This window comes from Vibrio sp. OPT24, assembly GCF_015163545.1.
Lineage (GTDB): Bacteria > Pseudomonadota > Gammaproteobacteria > Enterobacterales > Vibrionaceae > Vibrio > Vibrio cyclitrophicus.
Genome location: NZ_JADDYI010000003.1, coordinates 49,870 through 73,135, shown reverse-complemented (window position 1 = coordinate 73,135; position 23,266 = coordinate 49,870). Strand labels below are relative to the sequence as shown.

Genomic DNA, 23,266 nt, shown 5'->3' with positions numbered 1-23,266 from the left:
GCCTGTATTAATGCAAGATACCTTGCTCTTTGGTGTACAACAGCTCTTCCATTTGCGTGTAAGCACTTTCATTACCCGGCACATTAAATAGCACCATTAAGATAATCCATTTCAGATCATCCAATTCAAATTCGTTGGTCTCAAGCCCCATCACACGATCAATCACCATTTCACGAATCTCTGTTGTGAGTACATTGATCTGCTCAAGGAACAGTAAGAAACCTCGACACTCCATATTAATACGTGAAATCTCTCGACTGGTATAAATACGCATCGAGGTATTGGAACACACACTAATCGCCGCTTGGTTCTCGGTATCTTGCAATGCTGCAAGATCTTCTAACCAATGGAGAGCCTTATAAATATCATCTTGGTGAAACCCTGCTCGAAGAAGCTCATCTTCCAGCTCATCTTGATCCACCTGCAATTCAGAATCGCTATGGATGTAGGTTTCAAACAAGTACATCAGTATGTCCATCATCATAGCTTAGCCTCTCCCCTTTCGAATATAGCCACCGGAAACTGCAACAACATGCCCTGAGAGCTCAAGCTCCAAAAGCTGCATCATGACCTCATGCACAGGTATATGGGTTCTCTGTGCCAAAATATCAACGGGTGTCGCCTCTAACCCTACGTTAGCGAACAGCTGTGGAAATGGCAATTGTTCATTTTCCCCAATACTGGACGTAGGTTCGAACAAACTGGGCTGCTGATCAATAGACCAGTCTAACAGACTCTTTATTTCAATCAGAACATCTTGAGCACTCTGTACCAAACATGCACCAGCTTTGATTAAACTATTCCCTCCACGACTGGTTGGGCTATGAATCGAACCTGGAAGCGCGAAAACCTCGCGCCCCTGCTCCATGGCATAGCGAGCCGTAATCAAAGAGCCACTTTTCTCAGCTGCTTCAACCACTAAGGTTCCGAGCGATAAACCACTTATAATACGGTTACGACGAGGAAAATGTTCAGGTCGTGGTTTGGCATCTGGACGGAACTCTGAAATCAACGCACCATTCTCACAAATTCTATCCGCTAAATTTCGGTGTCGGACAGGATAAATAGAATCCAAACCCGAACCCAACACAGCAAAAGTTTCCCCACCCTTATCTAGAGCACCATCATGAGCATAGCCATCGATACCGAGCGCTAAGCCACTGGTGACAATCAAACCGTTTTGAACGAACTCTTTGGCGAAAGACTTCGCGGTTTGCAACCCTTCGAGACTAGCATTGCGACTGCCGACCATCGCGATTTGAGGCTCAATCAATTTTTCAACATGACCTTTAACAAAAAGCACACTTGGCGCAGAGGCGGTCTCATTCAGCAGTTTGGGGTAATGAGGGCAATTCGGGGTAAGGATGTGATGGTTGGGTTGTCTTGCTTGCCACGCTAAGCAAGCCTCCACTTCTCTTGGGGCTTGCTCTCTTAAATAAGCAATTTGCTTGGCAGACAGACCAAGCGCTTGCAGTTGCTGACTTGAGTAACCAACAATATTCGGAGGGGAATCAATGCTCAGCAATCGAGAAAGTCGCTTGCCACCCAATTGCGGAACAAAGCTCAGAGAGAGCCAAGCGATCAGTGGTTGCTCATTCACTTGGTGCCCTTAACCTCTTCCTTCAAAGCAAGGTCCACAGGCGATACCGCCAGAATGCCATTGCTAACCGGTTTTGAGCTCTGAGTAATCAGGGCGAGACTAAAATACTCGTAAGGGCGGATGACCATCAAACTACCGAGCGAGGTACTTGGCAATTGCACCTTATCGCTCGCCGCTGACTCTTTGTAGCTGTATTCACCTTGCTTACCAAACACCACAGCGCCGTTTTCGCTGAGGGTAAACATAGAGCCTTGGCGAAGATTGTCCTGTGAGCCTTTATTGATAACGACCACCTGATTCTTTGCACTGTATTGGCTGCCATCTAATGAACCCAATATATTAGCAAACTGCCCTGCAGCACTAGGCGCTGGATAAAATGTGGTTGAGAGCTTCACCTGATCGACACCAAGCTCAGGCAACACTAGATCGTTAAGCAGCACCTCTTGCAGTTGGGTCTCGATCTGTAAGCGACTGAACTCAGCGTCCACTTCTTTTAAGCGTGCCGTGGCGACCAAACGTAACGAGGTCATACTCGCCTGAGGTAGCTGTCGCTGGTAAGTTTCGACGGCGCGGTAGATACCCCACTTGGGATACTGCTGTTTACCCGAGATAAATAACCGGTCTTCACCCGATAAGAAACGTTTACCATCGCTTGTCCCCAACACTCGTTGAGCTGATTGGATATCTTGCTGCTCAACCAAGCGGTCAGATTGTAGATATGGCAGAACCAGCCCCTCGTTGACGGTAGGCACCGCTTTCTTCTCAGAGACACGAATCTTAGGGCTCAGTTTAATTACAGGCTTTAGGCTCAATACAGGCTCGCCATTAATCCAAACCAAAGACAATTTATCTCCGGGGTAAATAAGGTGAGGGTTTTCTATCTCTGGATTTACTTGCCACAACCTCGGCCACAACCAAGGACTATCGAGATACATCGTGGAAATATCCCATAAGGTATCGCCCTTAACTACGACATAAACCTGAGGTGCATCCTGCCTAATGGTTAAAGGTTGCTCACTATTTTCAGCCATAACGGTGAACGAAAGTGAGGCACAAACGAGAGAAAAAATAGAAGAAAAATGACGCATGACCTAGGTTCCTTGGTCTGAATATATGACATCTGATTTGAGAATTACCTTCAGGATGCTGTCATTTGACCTCTAAAATGTCTAGAATTGAGCCAACAAGGTTTAAGCTGTTTCGGCACAGTTCAATATTTCGAGTGTATATGTCTGTATTACAAGTATTAACATTACCAGATGATCGTCTACGTACCGTGGCGAAACCGGTAAAAGAAGTTACCCCAGAGATTCAAAAGTTCGTTGATGACATGATTGAAACCATGTACGACGAAGAAGGTATCGGCCTTGCGGCAACGCAAGTAGATTTCCACCAACGCATCGTTGTTATCGATATTTCAGAAACACGTGATGAACCTATTGTTCTGATCAACCCTGAAATTACCGAGAAGCGTGGCGAAGATGGTATCGAAGAAGGCTGTCTATCTGTACCCGGCGCTCGAGCTCTAGTACCTCGCGCTGCAGAAGTCACAGTTAAAGCATTGGACCGCGAAGGCAACGAATTCACATTCGACGCTGACGACCTTCTGGCTATCTGTGTTCAGCACGAACTTGACCACCTAGAAGGTAAGTTGTTTGTTGATTACCTATCGCCACTAAAGCGCAAACGTATTCAAGATAAGCTAGCGAAGATTAAACGTTTCAACGAGAAACAAGGCTAATAACCGCTGCTATTACTAAATTAAGAAGGAAGTCTACCTTGAGTCAATCTTTAAGAATTGTCTTCGCAGGTACTCCGGATTTCGCCGCCCGTCACTTGGCGGCGTTGTTGTCTTCGGAGCATGAAGTTATTGCTGTTTACACACAGCCAGATCGTCCAGCAGGCCGCGGTAAAAAACTGACTGCGAGCCCGGTAAAAAACATCGCACTTGAAAACAATATTCCGGTTTACCAACCAGAAAACTTCAAGTCAGATGAAGCTAAGCAAGAGCTAGCAGATTTGAATGCTGACATCATGGTTGTTGTCGCTTACGGCTTATTGCTTCCACAAGCTGTATTAGATACGCCTCGCTTAGGTTGTATCAACGTGCATGGTTCAATCCTGCCACGCTGGCGTGGTGCTGCTCCGATCCAACGCTCTATCTGGGCGGGCGATAAAGAGACTGGCGTGACGATCATGCAGATGGATATCGGCCTAGATACCGGTGATATGCTAAGCATCGCAACGCTACCAATCGAATCTACAGATACCAGTGCGTCAATGTACGAAAAGTTAGCTGGTCTTGGTCCTGATGCTCTTGTTGAGTGTTTAGCAGACATCGCTTCTGGTAAGGCTGTTGCTGAGAAGCAAGATGACGAGCTTGCTAACTACGCGAAGAAGCTGAGCAAAGAAGAAGCAAAAATTGATTGGAATGACAGTGCAGAACACATCGAACGTTGTGTGCGCGCTTTCAACCCATGGCCAATGAGTCACTTTGCGATTACTGATAGCAGCTCTAATGATGAAAAAAGCATTAAAGTTTGGCAGACACGTGTTGATGAAGAATCGACGTCTGCGCCAGCTGGCTCAATAATCAAAGCAGATAAGACTGGTATTTATGTTGCGACTGGCGACAAAGTACTAGTATTGGAACAGTTACAAGTTCCAGGCAAAAAAGCTATGTCAGTTCAAGATATCTTGAACTCACGTGCAAGCTGGTTTGAAGTTGGTACTCAACTTTCTTAACCGCTTTAAAGCTACTCAATATGTACTTAAAAACGTGTAGCTTGTAAAAACACAGTTTAGAAAACCTTTACGAGGGCAGAGATGCCCTCATGTATTCAAATAAATATTCGGTACCCCTCATGAATGTTCGCGCTGCTGCTGCAAATGTCCTATTCCAAGTTGTCGATAAAGGCCACTCTCTTTCACACGCTCTCCCTGCGGCTCAAAAAACGATCCGTCCGCGAGACCATGCTCTACTGCAAGAGATTTGCTACGGCGCACTTCGTTACCTGCCTCGCTTGGAGTCAATCGCTAACGAACTGATGGAAAACTCGCTTAAAGGTAAAAAGCGCGTATTCCACCACCTGATCTTAGTAGGCATTTACCAGTTGAGCTTTATGCGCATCCCTTCGCATGCTGCCGTTGCTGAAACAGTTGAAGCAACCAAAACGCTGCGCGGCCCAAGCCTGAGTGGTTTGATCAACGCAGTACTTCGCAGCTACCTGCGCGATCAAGAAGAGCTGGATGAAAAAGCAGTTAGCCACAATGCGGGCAAATACAGCCATCCAAGCTGGATTCTAAAAATGCTTCAAGAAAGCTACCCAGATCAGTGGGAGCAACTGATTGAAGCAAACAACAGCAAAGCACCAATGTGGCTGCGCGTAAACCGTCAACACCACACTCGTGACGAGTATGTTGAACTGCTTAAAAACGAAAACATTGAATACACACTGCACCCAGAAGCGGCTGATGCCATAAAATTAGCGTCACCTTGTGATGTTACTTTGCTTCCGGGTTTCGACAGAGGTTGGGTATCTGTACAAGATGCTGCAGCTCAACTTTCTGTTGATTACCTAACACCCAAAGATGGTGAGCTAATCCTAGACTGTTGTGCAGCGCCAGGTGGTAAAACTGCGCACATTCTTGAACATACTCAAGACACTGAAGTGGTTGCGATTGACAGTGATATTAAACGCCTAGACCGTGTTTACGATAACCTTGAACGCCTACAACTGCGTGCCGACGTAATCTGTGGCGATGCTCGCTACCCTGAAGAGTGGTGGATGGGTGATAAGTTCGACCGTATCCTGCTTGATGCTCCTTGTTCAGCGACTGGCGTAATTCGTCGTCACCCTGACATCAAGTGGCTACGTCGTGCATCTGATATTGATGCACTAGCAGAGCTGCAAAGCGAGATCATGGATGCAATGTGGCGTCAGCTGAAAGAAGGCGGCACCATGGTTTATGCGACATGTTCTATCACGCCGCAAGAAAACGTGCTGCAAGTGAAAGCATTCCTTGAGCGAACCGAGAACGCAACGCTTGTTGGGTCTGATATCGAAAATCCAGGTCGTCAAATACTGCCTGGAGAAGAAGATATGGATGGCTTCTACTACGCAGTTCTAGTAAAACAGGCATAACAACTAACAGCGGCTAAGAATTTATTTCTTAGCCGCTGTTTCTTTCTAGTGCATTATCAAAACAAAGTGAGATCACTAGAATTACGACGGTAAAGAAAAGAGACAGGCTATGAAGATCATTATCCTAGGTGCAGGCCAAGTTGGCGGTACCCTTGCTGAAAACCTGGTTGGTGAAAACAACGACATCACTATTGTCGACCGTAATACTGACCGACTTCGTGAACTTCAGGATAAATACGACCTTAGGGTTGTAAACGGTTATGCCAGCCACCCGAACACACTACGTGAAGCGGGCGCGCAAGATGCCGACATGTTGGTTGCCGTAACCAACATGGATGAAACCAACATGGCTGCGTGTCAGGTTGCCTTTTCTCTTTTCAACACACCAAACCGAATTGCCCGCATTCGCTCTCCTCAATACCTAGAAGAGAAAGAAGCGCTATTCAAGTCTGGTGCTATCCCAGTCGATCACCTGATCGCACCCGAAGAGCTAGTGACCAGCTATATCGAGCGCCTGATTCAATACCCAGGCGCATTGCAGGTTGTGAGCTTTGCTGAACAGAAAGTTAGCCTCGTCGCAGTAAAAGCCTACTACGGTGGTCCACTGGTCGGTAACGCCCTATCTGCTTTGCGTGAGCACATGCCGCACATCGATACTCGTGTTGCTGCTATTTTCCGTCAAGGCCGCCCTATTCGCCCGCAAGGCACTACCATCATTGAAGCAGACGATGAGGTTTTCTTCGTGGCCGCGAGTAACCATATCCGCTCAGTAATGAGTGAACTGCAACGCCTAGAGAAGCCATACCGCCGCATCATGATTGTCGGAGGTGGTAACATTGGTGCAAGCTTGGCGAAACGCCTTGAGCAGAGCTACAGCATCAAGCTTATCGAACGTAGTTACACTCGTGCTGAGAAGCTATCTGAAGAATTAGAAAACACCATCGTATTTTGTGGTGATGCCGCCGACCAAGAACTGCTAACCGAAGAGAACATCGATCAGGTGGATGTGTTCATTGCCCTAACCAATGAAGATGAAACCAACATCATGTCCGCTATGCTGGCTAAGCGAATGGGTGCCAAGAAGGTAATGGTACTGATTCAGCGTGGTGCTTACGTCGACCTTGTTCAGGGTGGTGTGATTGATATTGCGATATCGCCACAACAAGCGACCATTTCTGCGTTGCTTACTCACGTTCGTCGTGCTGATATTGTAAACGTATCCTCTCTACGTCGTGGCGCTGCAGAGGCGATCGAAGCCATTGCTCACGGTGACGAAACCACATCGAAAGTCGTTGGCCGAGCGATTGGCGACATCAAACTGCCACCGGGCACCACTATTGGTGCAATTGTTCGCGGAGAAGAGGTTCTTATTGCGCACGATAGAACCGTAATTGAACAAGATGACCACGTTGTGATGTTCCTAGTGGACAAGAAATACGTACCTGATGTTGAGTCTCTATTCCAACCGAGCCCATTCTTCTTATAGCCTTGTTCTCGTAAGCTTCTTCTCGCAACTTTCTTTTTGTGAGAACGACGCTCCGGCACAAAGCTGTAATCTATTTAAGCTATGGTCTATTAAGCTATGGTCAACTTTCGTCCGATATTATTAGTGATAGGGTTAGTGTTATCAAAACTCGCCCTTTTCATGTACATCCCTACATTGGTTGCCTTTTTTACTGGCACCGGTGGCTTCCTCGAGTTTGGTCAATCGGTAGTGATCACGCACATTGTGGCGTTCATCTGCTTAAGCTTAGGCCGTTCAGCTAATTTCCGACTTGGGGTGCGAGACATGTTCCTGATCACCTCTTTGGTCTGGACTATTGCCAGCGCCTTCGCTGCACTACCCTTTGTCTTCATCAACCACATCAGCTTCACTGATGCCTATTTTGAAACCATGTCGGGTATCACCACGACAGGATCAACCGTATTAAGCGGCTTAGACAGCATGGCACCAAGCATTCTATTATGGCGATCTATATTGCAGTGGCTTGGTGGTGTTGGGTTCATCGTAATGGCAGTAGCGGTTCTACCAATGCTTAACGTCGGTGGTATGCGCTTGTTCCAAACTGAGTCTTCCGATTGGTCAGATAAAAGCAGCCCGAGAGCAAAAACCGTCGCCAAGAACATCGTGGCGGTCTATTTGGTATTAACAGGCCTATGCTTGGTGAGCTACCTATTTGCGGGCATGAGTGTGTTTGATGCCATCAACCACTCATTTACCACGCTATCTACAGGCGGTTACTCAACCTCAGATGGATCGATGAACCACTTCTCCAACAGTGCTCACTGGGTGGGAACACTGTTCATGTTCCTTGGTGGACTGCCGTTCTTACTGTTTGTTAGCGCACTGCGAGGCAGAAAACTCTCAATCCTCTATAAAGATGCACAGGTGAGAGGGTTCACGTATCTATTTTTGGTCACTAGTGCCGTAATATCGACATGGTTGGTGGTTAGAGATGGCTACACTGTCATGGATGCGATGCGCGTTTCGATGTTCAACATTGTATCAGTCGTCACCACAACCGGTTTTGGCTTAGAAGACTTCACTGCATGGGGCGCACTGCCAAGCACATTATTTGCCTTCCTGATGATGGCAGGAGCTTGCTCGGGGTCAACCTCTGGCGGTATTAAGATCTTCCGTTTCCAGATCGCGATGACCATGCTCCACAAACAAATGATGAAGCTAATTCACCCATCGGGCGTGTTTGTTCAACGCTACAATCAGCGACCTGTGAATGACGATATTGTGCGTTCACTCGTCGCATTTGGTCTGATGTTCTTTATCACGATTATCTTAATTGCAGGCGGCTTGAGCGCGATGGGACTTGATCCTGTGACCAGTATATCTGGCGCTATCACAGCCGTTGCCAACGTGGGCCCGGGAATGGGTAGCGTGATCGGTCCAACCGGGAACTTTGCCCCACTGCCAGACGCCGCTAAATGGTTGCTAAGTTTAGGCATGCTAATGGGGCGACTCGAGATACTGACGCTCATTGTTCTATTTTTTCCAGCCTTTTGGCGACGCTAACCAAGCACAAAATCAAGGAAACACAGATGAAATCATACGTACTTCTCGCTGGCGCATTGCTTGCAAACTCAGTATTCGTAAGTTCTGCCTTTGCTGATCAAATGGTCACATTGCCTGATGGCAAGCAAGTGTTACTCAAAGATGATTTTACTTGGCAATATGTGGCACCGAAGCAAACGGAAGCAGCAGCGACAACATCAGAGATCGCCGTGCCCGTTGCAGCAGCACCTGTCGTAGCCGTCCCGGTAGCGACGAATACTCGTGGCACAACGGTTGTGGTTAATAGTAAAAAACCAAGCTTACAGCTGTCTCAATCAGGAGTGGATGTTGTACTGGGTGCAAGTCGCTATGAAAATGGTGAGCTTATTATTCCGACTGCCATCACCAACCAAGGCACTCAAGCTGTCATTTTAGTATCACTTAACATCAGCGTATTTACTGTAGAAGGCGAGTTGTTGGCAGAAGAAAAAGTTGCAGTGTGGAAATCAATCAAACGAATGGCCGACACATATTTGCGACCAAAGACAGGTGAGGAAGGCAAGCTAATCAAGCTCGACCTAGAACAACACCCTGAATATCAGATCAAAGCTGAAATTACTGAAGTACTAGCTCGCTAAACCGGAGTCACGTACAAGTAAATAGCGAAGAAATGGCAAGCGCAGCCCGCCAAAACAAACAAGTGCCAGATGGCATGATTGTAAGGGATGCGTTTTGCCACATAGAAAATCACCCCCAAAGAGTAGATCACACCGCCAAGCGCTAATAATACCAAACCGCCCATCTCGATATTCATCGCTAGTTGATACACCACTATCAACGACAACCAACCCATCGCTAAATATGTCACCAATGACAAGCGCTTAAATCGATAGACAAAAGCAATCTTCATTATAATTCCGACCAACGCGATACCCCAGATTACCGCCATCAACCCCATTGCTAATGGTGTTCTTAAGCTCACTAACAAGAATGGCGTATAACTGCCAGCAATCAGTAAATAAATCGCGCAGTGATCAAGAGTTTTGAGCAAGCGCTTGGTTTTCTCAGTGGTGATCGAGTGGTACAACGTGGAAGCAAGAAAGAGCAGAATAATACTGCTGCCATACACCGCCATACTGGCAACAGTAAGCATGTCGGCTTGGTAATCAAAAGCACGAATCAGCAATAGGGCCAGGCCTACCACACCAAGTACAACGCCCAAACCATGGGTTATCGCATTAGCGCGTTCTTCAATATCACTGTATTCGCTAGCCGATGATGCAGACATGGTTATCCTACTAGAGTAAATGTTCGATTTGCCTAGTATTACACATTAAGCTTACACGTGTAAGCTTAAATTATTATGACGTAAATGCTGCTAAGTATGTGTGACCGAGTCGCTCCTCAGACACTAAGAAGCGTTGTCTAAATACTCAAGCACCATTTTGCCCGCATCTTCTGGTGAGGTATCCAATGGCACACTCAACTGACGCTGCAGCTGACCAATGCCTAGCAAGCTAGCCAACATACCTTTTGCACCATCGCGATTGCGGTCTATCTCAAACCACAGCTTAAGCTCCGTATCATCACGATGAGCAACCACTTCCAGCTCACGCCAGCGGCCATGATAAGGGCCTGTGGTTGGAACAAATTCAAACTCTTGTACAAACGGTAATTCAAAGCCATCTACCGCTTCACATTCAACTTGGCGAATGCGCAGACCTTGAGCTTCGAGTTCGTTAAAAATGCCATCAAGTAGCGCATCAGGACGAACCGTTAAAATATCCTTATCCGAAGGGTCAATCGCCATCGCAATATCGAGCCCGGTTTCAAGCCACACCTTTGAGTCACCAATCGTCACAGGGGTATTCAACGGCACATCAAACTCGCATTCAAAGTCACGAGTTTCTCCCGGCTGAATCACAAAGGAATACGGCAGGCTCCATTTGGCCAACGAGTATGTTTGGTGCATTCGACGTGTTTGACCGCCCTCTTGCCTTTGCGAATTAGTGGTCACTTCTTTTATGTAGCGACAACACAGGTTGAGATCGATGTTATCTATCTCCTGCGGTTGAGAGCCACCATACACATGCACAATAATGCTCGCCTTTTGCCCTGGATAAAGCACTTCCTGTTGCAATACAGAATCCACTTTGGCAGATCCAATACCAAAACTTGCTAACGTTTTCTTTAAGAACGACATATGCACCTCCTTTAAAACATCATCTTAAGCCTGAAAGAGGTTCAAACTCAAATATACTGCTCACACTATTTTAGCTCTAATATCGTCTATTTATCACTCAAGCGTCGATCGATAACTTAGATAGTGATAATCTAAGCCTTGATATGCATGCATATCATTATCCTGATTTATTATTCGGATTGGCGAAAGCCAGACGAGTGACTCTTCAAGTAATTGAAGCGGATCTCATGGTAAATCAGGCCATTAGATTGGCAATGGATATGCCTGACCGTTAGGTAAATGAATGCGCCCAACAGCTGTCAGGTTCTCGCACACCAACCGTAGTGCGATGCGTCGTCGTAGTGGCTTTGCTGCCGCTCCAATGGCTAAGAAATTGGCTCCAACAATGACTTTAGTTGAGAAGACTGCTTTATTAGCACCGACTGCAACAAAAGTAATTAAAGCCGCTTAATAAAAAGCGCAGTTTTTACTGCGCTTTTTTCTTGCCCTATCCTTTCTGAAATGTGTTTACACATTGGTATTCCCTACCTGATTTGATACCTTAAGCCACAAATCATTATAAAATTTGTGGAGAATAAAGTATGAAGTGTCATCGTATTGAAGAACTGCTTGAATTGATGGAGCCTGAGTGGCAGAAAGATCAAGAGCTTAACTTGTTAGAATTCATCATTAAACTGTCAAAAGAAGCGGGCTACGAAGGTAAACTTGAAGAACTGACAGACGACGTTCTGATCTATCACCTCAAAATGCGTAACAGTGAAAAAGATGAAATGATCCCAGGCCTGAAAAAAGACCAAGAAGATGACTTCAAAACCGCGATTTTAAAAGCGCGTGGCATCCTTTAACAGCTTAAATGCGTTAAAGCTTAATTGCCTTATCAATAAATTGCTCAATTCTAAAAAGCGACCTCTTGGTCGCTTTTTTGTTTCTGTTCGCTATTTTTTCGTCACAACTGTTATGACTTTTGTTGTTAAAGGTTGATAGCGTTAAAGAAATGAGAACAAGATTGTCGTTATAATCGCCATCCATAAGAATCTTCTAAAATAATAAGAGTGAGTGCGATAACAACAAATGCACCAAGCTCAATTTCAATAGGTTCTCTAAACCATACTTTCAAGTAATGTCGTCATGCCCTCTTTAACAGGGCAAACAAGCCACAAAAAGGATAGTCCATGAGTCAGGATAAAATCGATATCAAAGATGTGACGCCTAAAACCTTTAACCCGAAAACACATAAAGGTAATGGAGATCGATTTAACCCAAGTAACCGAATCTATGTTCGAGAAAGCAAAGGTAAATTCCAACAACTGCGCCGTTATGGCGGTTGGTTCTTACTTTTACTTTTTGCGCTTATCCCATGGATTCCATTTGGTGAGCGACAAGCGATCTTACTCGATATCGGCAGCCAGCAGTTTAACTTCTTTGGCACCACGCTGTACCCGCAAGATCTGACGCTCCTCGCCATCCTATTTATGATTGCTGCGTTCGGCCTGTTTTTTATCACAACCTTTTTAGGCCGTGTTTGGTGTGGCTACTTGTGTCCTCAGACCGTGTGGACCTTTATGTACATCTGGTTCGAAGAAAAGCTAGAAGGCGCTGCCAATAAGAGAAGAAAACAAGATTCAGGTAAACTGACAAGCAATCTAATCGTTAGAAAAACCCTCAAACACATCGCATGGTGGGCAATTGCAATCGCAACAGGACTAACCTTTGTCGGTTACTTCATCCCTATCAAAGAGTTGGTGATTGGCTTCTTTACCTTTAACTCGTCTTTCTGGCCGGTGTTTTGGGTACTGTTCTTTGCAGGCTGTACTTATGCCAATGCCGGTTGGATGCGTTCAATTGTTTGTCTGCACATGTGTCCTTACGCGCGCTTCCAATCGGCTATGTTCGATAAAGACACTTTCATCGTTGGTTACGACACAGAACGTGGTGAAAGCCGCGGCCCTCGTTCTCGCAAAGCCGATCCAAAAGAGCTTGGCCTTGGTGACTGTATTGACTGTAATTTATGCGTTCAAGTTTGCCCGACAGGTATCGATATTCGTGACGGCCTACAATACGAATGCATTAACTGCGGTGCGTGTATTGATGCCTGTGACCACACGATGGAACGTATGGGCTATGAAAAAGGCCTGATCAACTACACCACAGAACATAGACTTGAAGGTCACTCAACCAAGGTGATGCGCCCTAAACTCTTAGGCTATGGTGTAATATTGATCGTTATGCTGGGTTTATTCTTTGCACAAATCGCGAGTGTTGATCCTGCAGGCTTAAGCGTTCTGCGAGATAGAAACCAGCTATTTAGAATCAATACTCAAGGGCTTGTCGAAAATACTTACAACTTGAAAGTCATCAACAAAACTCAGCAAGAGCAAGAGTACAAACTTGATGTGAAAGGGTTACCCAATTCTATCTGGTACGGTAAGCAAACCATTACGGTCGATCCGGGCGAGGTTTTGAACCTACCTATCAGTTTGGGGGTCGACCCAGAAAAACTGAGCTCACCAGTTTCGACAATTCAGTTTATACTCTCGGATAATGAAGAGTTTACGATGGAAGTAGAAAGCCGCTTTATCAAGAAACTCTGATACCAAGCCTCTCACGGATTGGTATAACTTCCCTATAAATGGAAAAAGGCTCAGTAATGAGCCTTTTTTATTCTATGACGATGCAAGCCTTTAACTTTGATAACTTGACCCCTGACTTCATGTGGTACGCACTGGAGAGTATTGGAGTTCGAGCTGAATCTGGGCTTCTCGCCCTCAACAGCTACGAAAACCGGGTATATCAATTCACCGACGAAGACCGTAAACGCTACGTCGTTAAGTTTTATCGGCCGCAACGCTGGAGCAAAGAACAGATTCAAGAAGAGCACGACTTTACACTTGAGCTTATCGACCAAGAAATTCCAGTCGCACCGCCGATACGCATCAATGGCGAAACCCTACATGAATATCAAGGCTATCTGTTTACACTGTTTGACAGTGTTGGTGGCAGGCAGTACGAAGTCGATAACTTGAACCAACTGGAAGGGGTAGGTCGTTTCCTTGGTCGAATTCATAAGGCAAGTGCAGGCAAAACATTCCAACACCGTCCAACCATTAGCTTAGATGAATACCTATATCAGCCACGTAAGATTCTAGAGAATTCGCAGTTTATCCCGACGCACCTAGAAAACGCGTTCTTCAATGACGTTGACCTTCTGATAAAAGAGCTAGAGAACCAGTGGCCGAGCAACATTGAGAACATCCGCCTGCATGGTGACTGCCACCCAGGTAATATATTGTGGCGCGACGGACCAATGTTCGTCGATCTCGATGATTCGCGCAATGGACCAGCGGTGCAAGATCTATGGATGCTACTTAACGGCGAACGCCAAGATAAACTGATGCAACTGGATATTCTGCTAGAGAGTTATCAAGAGTTTTGTGATTTTAATACCTCACAACTGAAACTAATCGAACCACTACGCGGTCTACGTATGGTGCATTACATGGCATGGCTAGCAAAACGATGGCACGATCCTGCTTTTCCTTTGGCCTTCCCATGGTTTAATGATCCTAAATATTGGGAGCAACAAGTACTTGCTTGTAAAGAGCAAATTGCTACCCTGCAAGAACCACCACTTTCGTTAATGCCTCAGTGGTAATAATAATCGCAACATACAACTAGATAAAAATTCAAACATAATGGAGATTGGATAAATGAAAAAGCTATTCGCATTTTTCTCATTGATCATGTTGAGCCTTTCAGCTCACGCTGCGAAATTTAACGAAGGTGAACACTACAAAGTTCTCGACCTAGAAGCATCAAAAAAACCAATGGTGACAGAGTTCTTCTCTTTTTACTGCCCACACTGTAATAGCTTTGAGCCAATCATCCAGCAGCTAAAACAACAGCTACCTAAAGACGCCAAGCTACAGAAGAACCATGTTTCATTCATGGGTGGCAACATGGGCTTACCAATGAGCAAAGCTTACGCAACCATGATTGCATTGAAAGTGGAAGACAAAATGGTGCCAGTGATGTTTAACCGCATTCACAACATGAACAAGCCACCACGCGATGAAGCAGAGCTACGTCAAATTTTCTTGGACGAAGGCGTCGACGAGAAAAAATTTGATGCGGCTTACAATGGCTTTGCAGTAGATTCTATGGTTCGTCGCTTCGACAAAGCATTTAAAGATAGTGGTCTGTCAGGCGTTCCCGCTGTTGTAGTCAATAATCGCTACCTGATCGATGCTCAAGGTATTAACTCTCTCGATGAGTACTTCGAGCTGGTTAACTTCTTATTAAAGAAGTAAGTTAATGATTAAAGGAAGCTCAGGCTTCCTTTTTTTTCCTAAATCAAAAACCATCATTGAGAAATAATCAGCCAGGAAATACCGTGCTTTACTGATATTAATAACCCGCCCTAAGAACCGGTGGGCAAGGAGCCCGTAAATGAAAATAAAAATCACACTTCTCGCATTAAGCGTTGCTGCTTCGCCTGCCTTTGCCAAGCTTGCAAACGAACAAGGCTTCAGTGGTGAAATCTCTATCAATACCGGGGTAACCTCTTCCACCTCAAATTTTAATACCGATACTGATAGCACCATCTCGTCAAATAACCAGAAAGCCTCATCTGAGAGCTCATTTCTAGTCGCGCCTTTGGGCAATGTCGCTTACACCTTTGGTGAAAAATTAAATCATCAAGTGTATACGGGTACCGCTCGTGATGACGTAGCAACAGGTACTGTTGTGCTAGAGGTTGGTTATAAATACCAACTAGAGTCAGGTATGGTCATTGACGCTTCACTTCTGCCAACCATTATGTCAGGTAAAACTTGGGCGAATCCATATGCAGAAGGCGTTACTCGAAGCAAAACCGATGAAACTGGCAATGCCTTTCGTTTGAAGCTAAGCAGCATTGCAGGCTCAGCTTTCTCGCTAGACATGGCCTACGCCACCAAAGATGTAGAAGATGATTTAGTTAGAGAAGAACTCCAACGTGATGCAGAAACCTTCTACCTGAAAGGCCAATACCGCGTTCCACTCAGCCGTACCATGATGTTAGTACCATCATTGATTTACCAATCAAGCTCTGCAGATGGCAAGGCTGCCTCTTATGAACAGTTTGGCGGTGAGGTAAGTCTATTTGGTGGCATGGGTCGTCACCAATACGCGTTGACTGCGGGTTACAACCAACGATCCTACGATGCTAGCAACCCGATTTACGGCAAAACGCGTAGCGATGACAACATTAACCTGTTTGCCGCATATGAGTATGAGCAGTTCATGAACTGGGAAAACTGGTCGTTTGTTTCACTGGCGGGCTACGGTACCAGCGACTCGAATATTACCTTCTACGATGAGTCTCAATACATCGTCTCAGTAGGTCTGAACTACAAGTTCTAGTTAGGCTTCATTGCTCGCTCATAACCATTAGTTCATAACAACGAAAGCCTGCGTAAAAAGCAGGCTTTCTTGTTTTTATACCAATCGTAGTAAATAAATGACCCGTTGTTTACTACGATTGGTATTACTATACAGCTTGAGCTGTGAGTTGCTTCAACAACCGATCCATGGCTCGATAGCCAAGCGCTTCCGATAGGTGCTTCTTTTCAATCTGCTCATTACCGTCAAGGTCAGCAATGGTTCGCGCCACCTTGATGATCCGGTGGTAAGCGCGAATCGATAAGCCCAATCGGTGCAATGCCGTTTCCAGAAACTCCGCATCCTCACGTCTTAACGGGCAATACTTTTCAATTTCTCGGCTACCTAACAGTGCATTCGATTTATGATTGCGAGATAGCATCAGCTCACGAGCCTGCCTGACCCTTTGCTTTACGACTTGAGTCGTTTCACCACGGTCGCCACCTTCGGCTAACATCCCTTTGGGCAACAGGGGGATCTCTAACGACATATCGAATCGGTCCAATAACGGCCCTGATAGTCGATTGAGGTAGCGAAGGATGATTTGTGGGTTCGCTCGAGCTTGATTGCCTTCATAATAACCTGTAGGGCTTGGGTTAAGTGCACCGACTAATTGAAAGCGCGCAGGAAAACGCGTCTTACCTGCCGCACGAGAGATAATGATTTCACCCGACTCCAACGGCTCTCGCAAAGAATCGAGTACCTTGCGCTCAAACTCAGGCATCTCATCAAGAAACAATAACCCGTTATGCGCCAAAGATATCTCACCAGGGCGAGGCACCGAACCACCACCCACCAATGCTGCCATTGAGCTCGAATGATGGGGGGACCGAAAAGGTCGTTGCTTCCAGTTGTATTGATTGATCTCTTGTTGAGTTAAAGAAGCGATCGAAGCCGTTTCCATCGCTTCTTCGTTACTCATCTCAGGCAATAAATCGCGTAGTCGCGAGGCCAACATCGTTTTGCCAGTTCCAGGCGGGCCGAGGAACAATAAATTATGGTTACCAGCAGCAGCGATTTCTAATGCTCGCTTGCCTTGCTGCTGGCCGATAATATCTTGTAGGTCGCGAAGCACTGAAACATCAGCCTGATGATGTTCCGTTCTATATAGACCAAGCTGAGCCTGACCACACATATCTGCACAAACCTCCAACAAGGTTTGCGCCGACTTATGTGCCCCTTTACCGACTAAAGCAGCCTGATCGCCATTGTGATGCGGTACGACTAAGCAACGCTCAACTCTGTCAGCAGCGAGTGTTGCAGGCAGTACCCCTTTCACCGAGCGCAACTCACCCGACAGCGCTAACTCACCAATAAATTCATGTTGAGCTATTTTTGATGTGGGTAACTGGTCCGACGCAACTAAAATCCCAAGCGCGATAGGCAAGTCAAACCGCCCACCTTCTTTCGGTAAATCTGCGGGAGCTAAGTTAACCGTGATTCTTTTCGATGGAAACTCAAAGCGAGAATTGATGATCGCGCTTCTCACTCGATCTTTAGATTCCTTGACCGTTGTTTCAGGTAAACCCACCAACGTAAAACCGGGCATTCCATTGCTGATATGCACCTCGACTGTCACTTCTGGAGCCTCTACACCCACACTAGCTCGACTATGAATTATCGCGAGTCCCATAACTTTCCTTTGTCTTTGATTTAAAAGTATTCGCCCTGGATATTCATTGCTCACCAAAGCGATAAGGTTGTTATATAGCGTGGTGGAATGGTGTTTTAATGTGAAAAAAGAATGACATTTTCCTTGTCATGCAGCAGATTTGTGTGATAACACTAGAGATGTAGACATTTACTTAAGACAATAAACGAGAAAACTCGAATTTTATGACATTTAACGCTCGCATTTATGCACTGATTAACCTGATTATCGTAGTCATTATTGAGACTGCGCGGGGGCGAGTGGGAAAAAAGTAACCACGAATTAGAAAAAACCCCCGCACTGAAAAGTTCGGGGGTTTTTTCTAATTTAAAGATTCGATTTTTATAATTTTATTATTTTCGGCTTTGCCGATTTACAGGAAGAATGGGAGCACAAGATGTGCAGAGACAATGGAAACAATTACCAAAATAAAGGTAATACGGAGGAATTACGATGAAAGGCGCAGAACTGGTCGTATCCGCACTCAAGCAACAAGGCATTGAGACCGTATTTGGTTACCCAGGCGGTGCCATCATGCCAATCTACGATGCTCTTTATGACGGCGGTGTTGAACATATCCTATGTCGCCATGAGCAAGGTGCAGCAATGGCTGCCATTGGTATGGCTCGTGCAACTCAAGATGTGGCTGTTTGTATGGCAACCTCAGGCCCTGGTGCGACAAACCTAGTAACCGGCCTTGCTGATGCCTTTATGGATTCCATCCCACTCGTTGCTATCACAGGTCAAGTTGCTAGCTCACACATCGGTACTGATGCATTTCAAGAAATGGATGTGATTGGTATGTCTCTGTCATGTACTAAACACAGCTACCTAGTAACCGATATTGAAGACCTCGCTCCAACACTAGCGGAAGCGTTTGTCGTAGCAAAATCAGGTCGTCCCGGCCCGGTTATTGTTGATATCGCAAAAGACGTTCAATTAGCAGAAACACCTGTCGATGTTCTTCCTGAATTTACACCACCAGCGATACCTGTTGCGACAACTGACGCGATTGAACAAGCACAACACTTCCTATCTCAAGCGACTCGTCCTGTTTTATACGTAGGTGGTGGCGTTCAACTGGCTAAAGCAACGGAATCCGTTCGCGAATTTTTACGCCTAAACCCAATGCCAGCCGTAAGCACGCTCAAAGGCTTAGGTACTATCGAGCGTGACGACCCACATTACCTTGGTATGCTTGGTATGCACGGCACCAAGGCCGCTAACCTAGTTGTTCAAGAGAGTGACCTGTTGATTGTTGTCGGTGCTCGTTTTGATGACCGAGTAACAGGCAAGCTCGATACCTTTGCTCCTCACGCAAAAGTCATTCATATCGATATCGATGCGGCTGAGTTCAGTAAATTGCGCCTGGCAGATGCACCAATTCGTGGTGACATCAACAAAATCATGCCTCAACTGGAACTGAGCCAAGACATCTCATCTTGGGTTCACCACTCTGAAGGGCTACGTACTTCGTTCAAATGGCGCTACGACCACCCAGGCGATCTTATCTTTGCTCCACTACTGCTCAAGCAACTATCTGACATGATGCCTTCAAGCTCTATAGTTTCGACAGATGTAGGCCAACATCAGATGTGGGCAGCTCAGCATATTCAACCACGCGATCCACAGAACTTCATCACCTCTGCTGGATTGGGCACCATGGGCTTTGGTTTACCAGCAGCAATGGGTGCATCGGTTGGTCGTCCTGATGACCAATCTATTCTTATCTCTGGTGACGGTTCATTCATGATGAACGTACAAGAACTTGGCACGTTAAAACGTCGTCAAATCCCAGTGAAGATGGTACTGCTTAATAACTCTCGCTTAGGCATGGTTCGCCAATGGCAATCTCTGTTCTTTGATGGCCGCCATAGTGAAACCATCTTGGATGACAACCCAGATTTCGTGATGCTGGCAAAAGCATTCGATATCCCGGGCAAAACCATCACACGTAAAGAAGAAGTAGAACCTGCATTAAAAGAGATGCTTGAGAGCAAAACCGCTTACCTACTTCATGTTCTTATCGATGAAGAAGAAAACGTATGGCCACTAGTACCGCCAGGTGCTTCAAACAGCGAAATGTTGGAGAACACATAACATGAAAAGATACTTACTAGACATCAAAGCCGATGATAAACCAGTACTACTAGAACGTGTTCTTCGTGTTATCCGTCACCGTGGTTTCATCGTTAAACAAGTGGCAGGAACCCAAAACCAAGAAAGCAAAGTGGCAAGCGTTGAGATCATTGTTGACAGTGACCGTCCGATTTCATTCTTGGTTAATCAAATAGAAAAGCTGTGGGATGTGCGTACCGTTGACGTTATCTCTATCAGCCGTAATGAATTGCCAAACAACAACTTACAACAAAAGATAAGCGCATAAGGAACCGCAAACATGACAGCTAAAACAGCAGACTATATTTGGTTTAACGGTGAAATGGTTCCTTGGGCAGAGGCGAACGTTCACGTTCTTACTCACGCAATGCACTACGGTACTTCTGTATTTGAAGGCGTTCGTTGCTATAACACGCCAAAGGGTCCGGTTATCTTCCGTCACCCAGAGCATGCAAGACGCCTAAAAGACTCAGCGAAAATCTACCGCTTCCCAATTCCTTTTACTGAGGAAGAAATAATGGAAGCGACTCGCGAAACGCTACGCCAAAATAAGCTAGAGTCAGCGTACATCCGCCCTCTAGGCTTTGTGGGTAACGTTGGTTTAGGTGTTTGCCCTCCTGAAAATACAGAAATGGATCTGATCATCGCCGCTTTCCCATGGGGTTCTTACCTTGGTGAAGAAGCACTAGAAAATGGCGTAGATGCGATGATCTCAAGCTGGAACCGTGCAGCACCAAATACAATCCCAACCTCAGCAAAGGCTGGTGGTAACTACCTATCTTCATTGCTAGTTGGTGGTGAAGCGCGTCGTCATGGTTACGATGAAGGTATTGCTCTGAGTGTTGATGGTTATCTTTCAGAGGGTGCAGGCGAGAACATTTTTGTTATTCGTAACGGCATTCTCTCTACACCACCAGCAACCAGCGCGATTCTGCCGGGTATCACTCGTGACTCGATCATGACACTAGCAAAAGACATGGGTTATGAAATCCGTGAAGAGAACATTGCTCGTGAAGCCCTGTACCTTGCTGACGAAGTCTTCATGACAGGTACAGCAGCAGAAATCGTTCCGGTTCGCAGCGTAGACAAAATTACAGTAGGTGAAGGCAAACGCGGTCCTATCACTGAAAAAGTTCAAGCGGCTTACTTTGGTTTATTCAATGGCACGACTGAAGATAAGTGGGGCTGGTTAGATTATGTTTACCCAGCAGACCACGCGTCAGAAAACCAAACGCAAACAACTAAGTAAGCAACAGCCAAATATTTTATAAGGATTTAAGCAATGCCAATCTATCGTTCAGCAACGACTACCCACGGACGCAACATGGCTGGTGCGCGCGCTTTATGGCGTGCAACTGGCGTTAAAGATGATGACTTCGGTAAGCCAATCATCGCGGTTGTAAACTCGTTCACTCAATTCGTACCAGGCCACGTTCACCTTAAAGATATGGGTCAACTGGTTGCGGGTGAAATCGAGAAAGCGGGCGGTATCGCTAAAGAATTCAACACCATCGCTGTGGATGATGGTATCGCAATGGGTCACGGCGGCATGCTGTACTCACTGCCATCACGTGAGCTTATCGCAGACTCAGTAGAGTACATGGTGAATGCGCACTGTGCAGATGCGATGGTGTGTATCTCTAACTGTGACAAAATCACTCCGGGAATGATGATGGCTGCAATGCGCCTCAACATCCCTGTAATCTTTGTTTCTGGCGGCCCAATGGAAGCCGGTAAAACCAAGCTTTCAGATCAAATCATCAAGCTAGACCTTGTTGATGCGATGATTCAGGGTGCCGATCCAACCATTTCTGATGCGCAAAGTGAGCAAGTAGAACGTTCTGCATGTCCAACATGTGGCTCATGTTCAGGCATGTTCACGGCTAACTCAATGAACTGTCTGACAGAAGCGCTTGGCCTCTCTCAGCCAGGTAACGGTTCTATGCTAGCAACGCACGCTGACCGTGAAGAGCTATTCATCAATGCTGGTAAACGCATCGTTGACCTAACTAAGCGTTACTACGAGCAAGATGACGAATCAGCACTGCCACGCAACATTGCTAACCGCGCAGCCTTTGATAATGCAATGGCGCTAGATATCGCGATGGGTGGTTCAAGTAACACAGTACTTCACCTTTTAGCGGCAGCTCAAGAAGGTGAGATTGATTTTGATATGGGTGATATCGACGAGATGTCTCGCCGCGTTCCACACCTATGTAAGGTTGCTCCTTCAACACCTAAATACCACATGGAAGACGTGCACCGTGCTGGTGGCGTAATGGCTATCCTAGGTGAGCTTGATCGTGCAGGTCTATTGAACAACCAAACTCGCACCGTTCTTGGTCTAAGCATGCAAGAGCAACTTGCTCAATACGACATCATGCAGACAGAAGACGAAGCCGTACTTAAATTCTTCCGCGCTGGCCCTGCGGGCATCCGTACCACCAAAGCTTTCTCACAAGATTGTCGTTGGGATCGTCTTGATGACGACCGCAAAGAAGGTTGTATTCGTACCAAAGAGAACGCATTCAGCCAAGAAGGTGGCCTAGCGGTACTTTCGGGTAATATCGCCGTTGATGGTTGTATCGTTAAAACCGCGGGTGTTGATGAAGAAAACCTTAAATTCCAAGGCCCTGCAATCGTATTCGAAAGCCAAGATACGGCAGTAGACGGTATCTTAGCGGGTAAAGTAAAAGCAGGCGAAGTGGTTGTTATTCGCTACGAAGGTCCTAAAGGTGGTCCGGGCATGCAAGAGATGCTCTACCCTACCACTTACCTAAAATCTATGGGTCTAGGTAAGTCTTGTGCACTATTAACTGACGGACGTTTCTCTGGTGGTACATCAGGTCTGTCTATCGGTCACGCCTCTCCAGAAGCAGCAAGCGGTGGTGTAATTGGTCTAGTGAAAACAGGCGATATCATCACTATCGATATCCCTAGCCGCTCAATCACGCTTGATGTTCCTGAAGAAGAACTAGAAGCACGTCGTGTTAAGCAAGATGCACTAGGCTGGAAACCAGAAAACCGTCAACGTGAAGTGTCTTTCGCATTGAAAGCTTACGCAAGCATGGCAACCAGTGCTGACAAAGGCGCTGTACGTGATAAGTCTAAGTTAGAGGGCTAA

General features: G+C 46.1%; 22 protein-coding genes. 16 read left to right on the top strand and 6 right to left on the bottom strand.

Features of this window, described 5'->3' with window-relative positions; all coding sequences use genetic code 11:
* Positions 1 to 7: 7 nt before the first annotated feature.
* Genes IQO02_RS00975 through IQO02_RS00965 form a run of 3 tightly spaced genes read right to left on the bottom strand, consistent with a single transcriptional unit; the run spans position 8 to position 2,688 of the window.
* On the bottom strand, positions 8 to 484 hold the full coding sequence (locus tag IQO02_RS00975) for a DUF494 family protein (RefSeq protein WP_009848094.1): 477 nt from the start codon (positions 482 to 484) through the stop codon (positions 8 to 10).
* Between the two features lie 3 nt (positions 485 to 487).
* The gene (gene dprA, locus IQO02_RS00970) at positions 488 to 1,600 is read right to left on the bottom strand and encodes a DNA-processing protein DprA (RefSeq protein WP_016789736.1); all 1,113 of its coding nucleotides are present in this window, start codon (positions 1,598 to 1,600) and stop codon (positions 488 to 490) included.
* Positions 1,597 to 2,688, bottom strand: coding sequence for a LysM peptidoglycan-binding domain-containing protein (locus IQO02_RS00965; protein ID WP_016787660.1), 1,092 nt, complete (start codon positions 2,686 to 2,688; stop codon positions 1,597 to 1,599). Before IQO02_RS00965 ends, dprA begins: the two co-directional genes overlap by 4 nt.
* Before the next feature lie 140 nt (positions 2,689 to 2,828).
* Between IQO02_RS00965 and def the strand changes: the two genes are divergently transcribed.
* The 6 genes from def to IQO02_RS00935 all read left to right on the top strand — a co-directional run bounded on the left by def (position 2,829) and on the right by IQO02_RS00935 (position 9,390).
* Complete coding sequence (gene def / locus IQO02_RS00960; protein ID WP_010433336.1) at positions 2,829 to 3,341, top strand: peptide deformylase; 513 nt, start codon at positions 2,829 to 2,831, stop codon at positions 3,339 to 3,341.
* Positions 3,342 to 3,379: 38 nt separating this feature from the next.
* Positions 3,380 to 4,345, top strand: coding sequence for a methionyl-tRNA formyltransferase (gene fmt, locus IQO02_RS00955; RefSeq protein ID WP_010433333.1), 966 nt, complete (start codon positions 3,380 to 3,382; stop codon positions 4,343 to 4,345).
* A 119-nt stretch (positions 4,346 to 4,464) separates the two neighbouring features.
* A complete protein-coding gene (gene rsmB, locus IQO02_RS00950) occupies positions 4,465 to 5,745 on the top strand; it encodes a 16S rRNA (cytosine(967)-C(5))-methyltransferase RsmB (protein WP_016784119.1) in 1,281 nt (426 codons plus the stop codon).
* A 109-nt stretch (positions 5,746 to 5,854) separates the two neighbouring features.
* Positions 5,855 to 7,231 (top strand): Trk system potassium transporter TrkA, encoded by a 1,377-nt coding sequence (gene trkA / locus IQO02_RS00945; RefSeq protein ID WP_010433327.1) that lies wholly within the window; start codon positions 5,855 to 5,857, stop codon positions 7,229 to 7,231.
* Positions 7,232 to 7,327: 96 nt separating this feature from the next.
* Positions 7,328 to 8,773, top strand: coding sequence for a TrkH family potassium uptake protein (locus IQO02_RS00940; RefSeq protein ID WP_010433323.1), 1,446 nt, complete (start codon positions 7,328 to 7,330; stop codon positions 8,771 to 8,773).
* A 26-nt stretch (positions 8,774 to 8,799) separates the two neighbouring features.
* Positions 8,800 to 9,390, top strand: coding sequence for a DUF3157 family protein (locus IQO02_RS00935; RefSeq protein WP_010433321.1), 591 nt, complete (start codon positions 8,800 to 8,802; stop codon positions 9,388 to 9,390).
* Here the strand turns inward: IQO02_RS00935 and trhA are convergent.
* Both trhA and IQO02_RS00925 read right to left on the bottom strand, forming a co-directional pair.
* Positions 9,387 to 10,040 carry a PAQR family membrane homeostasis protein TrhA gene (gene trhA / locus IQO02_RS00930; RefSeq protein ID WP_010433318.1) on the bottom strand — a complete coding sequence of 218 codons (654 nt, stop codon included), beginning with the start codon at positions 10,038 to 10,040 and terminating at the stop codon, positions 9,387 to 9,389. The genes IQO02_RS00935 and trhA overlap by 4 nt on opposite strands.
* 123 nt (positions 10,041 to 10,163) lie before the next feature.
* Positions 10,164 to 10,955: a sporulation protein gene (locus IQO02_RS00925; protein WP_010433315.1), complete on the bottom strand. Its 792-nt coding sequence runs from the start codon at positions 10,953 to 10,955 to the stop codon at positions 10,164 to 10,166.
* A 283-nt stretch (positions 10,956 to 11,238) separates the two neighbouring features.
* Here IQO02_RS00925 and IQO02_RS00920 point away from each other — a divergent pair, with 283 nt between their 5' ends.
* The 6 genes from IQO02_RS00920 (at position 11,239) to IQO02_RS00895 (ending at position 16,355) form a co-directional block, all read left to right on the top strand.
* Positions 11,239 to 11,406: a hypothetical protein gene (locus IQO02_RS00920; protein WP_010433312.1), complete on the top strand. Its 168-nt coding sequence runs from the start codon at positions 11,239 to 11,241 to the stop codon at positions 11,404 to 11,406.
* A 130-nt stretch (positions 11,407 to 11,536) separates the two neighbouring features.
* Positions 11,537 to 11,800 carry a YihD family protein gene (locus IQO02_RS00915; protein WP_010433308.1) on the top strand — a complete coding sequence of 88 codons (264 nt, stop codon included), beginning with the start codon at positions 11,537 to 11,539 and terminating at the stop codon, positions 11,798 to 11,800.
* Between the two features lie 327 nt (positions 11,801 to 12,127).
* Positions 12,128 to 13,546 (top strand): cytochrome c oxidase accessory protein CcoG, encoded by a 1,419-nt coding sequence (gene ccoG / locus IQO02_RS00910; RefSeq protein WP_016784122.1) that lies wholly within the window; start codon positions 12,128 to 12,130, stop codon positions 13,544 to 13,546.
* A gap of 74 nt (positions 13,547 to 13,620) precedes the next feature.
* On the top strand, positions 13,621 to 14,607 hold the full coding sequence (locus IQO02_RS00905) for a serine/threonine protein kinase (RefSeq protein WP_010433301.1): 987 nt from the start codon (positions 13,621 to 13,623) through the stop codon (positions 14,605 to 14,607).
* A 55-nt stretch (positions 14,608 to 14,662) separates the two neighbouring features.
* Positions 14,663 to 15,262 (top strand): thiol:disulfide interchange protein DsbA/DsbL, encoded by a 600-nt coding sequence (locus IQO02_RS00900; RefSeq protein WP_010433299.1) that lies wholly within the window; start codon positions 14,663 to 14,665, stop codon positions 15,260 to 15,262.
* Positions 15,263 to 15,401: 139 nt separating this feature from the next.
* Positions 15,402 to 16,355 carry a DUF2860 domain-containing protein gene (locus IQO02_RS00895; RefSeq protein ID WP_010433296.1) on the top strand — a complete coding sequence of 318 codons (954 nt, stop codon included), beginning with the start codon at positions 15,402 to 15,404 and terminating at the stop codon, positions 16,353 to 16,355.
* A gap of 127 nt (positions 16,356 to 16,482) precedes the next feature.
* Here the strand turns inward: IQO02_RS00895 and IQO02_RS00890 are convergent, their stop codons facing one another.
* On the bottom strand, positions 16,483 to 18,006 hold the full coding sequence (locus IQO02_RS00890; RefSeq protein ID WP_016767536.1) for a YifB family Mg chelatase-like AAA ATPase: 1,524 nt from the start codon (positions 18,004 to 18,006) through the stop codon (positions 16,483 to 16,485).
* A gap of 471 nt (positions 18,007 to 18,477) precedes the next feature.
* On the opposite strand from IQO02_RS00890, the gene ilvG reads away from it, so the two are divergent.
* From ilvG to ilvD, 4 genes are read left to right on the top strand one after another with little or no spacing between them, the layout of a single operon-like run.
* Positions 18,478 to 20,124, top strand: coding sequence for an acetolactate synthase 2 catalytic subunit (ilvG, locus tag IQO02_RS00885; protein ID WP_010433260.1), 1,647 nt, complete (start codon positions 18,478 to 18,480; stop codon positions 20,122 to 20,124).
* A gap of 1 nt (position 20,125) precedes the next feature.
* Entirely contained in the window at positions 20,126 to 20,410 is a 285-nt protein-coding gene (gene ilvM / locus IQO02_RS00880; RefSeq protein WP_010433257.1) for an acetolactate synthase 2 small subunit, read from the top strand.
* Positions 20,411 to 20,422: 12 nt separating this feature from the next.
* Complete coding sequence (locus IQO02_RS00875; protein ID WP_010433254.1) at positions 20,423 to 21,391, top strand: branched-chain amino acid transaminase; 969 nt, start codon at positions 20,423 to 20,425, stop codon at positions 21,389 to 21,391.
* A gap of 33 nt (positions 21,392 to 21,424) precedes the next feature.
* Positions 21,425 to 23,266, top strand: a complete 1,842-nt coding sequence (ilvD, locus tag IQO02_RS00870) for a dihydroxy-acid dehydratase (RefSeq protein WP_016787664.1) — start codon at positions 21,425 to 21,427, stop codon at positions 23,264 to 23,266.